The 1,540-nt window shown below is 65.0% G+C and carries 2 protein-coding genes; both read right to left on the bottom strand.

What is annotated here, in order from left to right; all coding sequences use genetic code 11:
- Positions 1 to 11 precede the first annotated feature (11 nt).
- The gene (locus ACT84W_RS11060) at positions 12 to 635 is read right to left on the bottom strand and encodes a DUF1700 domain-containing protein (RefSeq protein WP_444329263.1); all 624 of its coding nucleotides are present in this window, start codon (positions 633 to 635) and stop codon (positions 12 to 14) included.
- Complete coding sequence (locus tag ACT84W_RS11055) at positions 622 to 942, bottom strand: PadR family transcriptional regulator (RefSeq protein ID WP_172622486.1); 321 nt, start codon at positions 940 to 942, stop codon at positions 622 to 624. Before ACT84W_RS11055 ends, ACT84W_RS11060 begins: the two co-directional genes overlap by 14 nt.
- Between the last annotated feature and the right edge of the window lie 598 nt (positions 943 to 1,540).

Genomic DNA, 1,540 nt, shown 5'->3' with positions numbered 1-1,540 from the left:
CTCACTCCTTTCTACGCCGCAAGATGCGCGGCAGCGCCGCCCTTCTCGCCCTTACCCTTCCAGAAGGGCGAGGCGGCCTTCCTCGCCCAGAGCGCCGAGAGGCGCGCAATTTGTTTTGAGGCGGCCCAAGCGCCAGCACCAACGAAGAGCGCCACGCCGACGAGGCCGAGCCCCACGCCCGCCGAGACGAGGGCGTACGGGAAGTGGCCGATGGTGACGCCGCTTACGGCAAGCAGGAGCTCAACTACGCCCACGCCCCCGAGTGCCGCCGCGACGATCCACACGCAGAGCGCCAGCACCCAGATGCAGATATAGACCGTGACGGCCACGGCGGCGAAGGCGGCGAGCAGCGGCACCCACACCGGGGAGCCCACGATGGTCAGCACCCACAGCAGCGCGGTGCTGCGCCGGCGCGTCCTCGCGATCGCGCGCGGCACGGCGGGCAGGTCGTCGAGCGTGGCCTCGGCAACCTCGCCGGGCGTGCCCATGGCGGCCACGGCCTCCTCCTCGCTCATACCGTCCTCCATGCGGTCGGCGATGGCCTCCGCATAGAACGCCTTGGTCTCCTCCACCTGCTCGGCCGGCAGGCAGGCGAGCAGCTCGCCCAACCGGCCCAGAAACTCATCGCGCGTCATGGTGCGCCCCCTCAACGTATGCGTAAATCTCCCGTACGGACGGCCACTCGGCCAGGAACTCCTCGATGCGCGCTCGCCCGTCGTCCGTGATGCGGTAGTACCGGCGCAGTCGCCCGTTGTGCTCGGCAGAGCGCGCCGTGATGCACCCGGCCTTCTCCAGGCGCTTGAGTAGCGGGTAGAGCGTCGACTCCGTGAGCCCCATGCTCGCCGGTACGTCCTTCACGATCTGGTAGCCGTAGGACTCCTCGCCGGAGATGGCCGCGAGCACGCAGGCCTCCAGGAAGCCGCGCTTCATCTGTGCCTCCATCCGCACACCTCCTCTCGTCATATACTATGCTATACACACTATACGATGCAAGGTATTAGACGTCAACTCTCATAGCGAAGATTCTCCGGCCCCTGCGCGCTGCGAACGTGATGTCGCGGGGCGGTTGGCATTATGCATGAAACGTCAAGTAACGCTCTTTTGATCCACTTCCACTCGGCCCCATATGCCTTGTACAACGCTCCCCCTTCGACCTCGGGTTCAAGAGAGCCGCTAGGCTGAACGTGCCGGACGGTAAGGTCCTGGACGCCATGGTGGACTTCTCCGATGCCATGCGGGTCATGGGTCTACGCCGATGGAGGCCCACGCACGCGGCAGGGCTCGCCCGTCACCGCTGGTCGCCGGACGGTCCCCACGCCCCGCTCGCCAACGCGCAGGCGACAGCAGCAGTCCAGCGCTGGCTGGAGACGACGGAATGCCCAGAAGATGCGTTTCCCATCGCTGCGGCAGAGCTTTTTACAGGGGTGGCAATTTTTCCGAATGTCGAGGTCAGCTAGGCTTCGGTAGCCACCTTGGGAGCATCGACAATAGACTCTTCCTTTATACGTTCGGCATAATCGTAGGCGATACTCACAAATTC

Source organism: Paratractidigestivibacter sp. (assembly GCF_052362415.1).
GTDB lineage: Bacteria > Actinomycetota > Coriobacteriia > Coriobacteriales > Atopobiaceae > Paratractidigestivibacter.
This window is presented reverse-complemented; position numbering and strand designations above follow the sequence as displayed.

Excerpts from the sequence above, each read along its gene's own strand:
- ACT84W_RS11055 (WP_172622486.1), bottom strand. The coding sequence starts at position 942 with ATGGAGGCACAGATGAAGCGCGGCTTCCTGGAGGCCTGCGTGCTCGCG.
- ACT84W_RS11060 (WP_444329263.1), bottom strand. The coding sequence starts at position 635 with ATGACGCGCGATGAGTTTCTGGGCCGGTTGGGCGAGCTGCTCGCCTGC.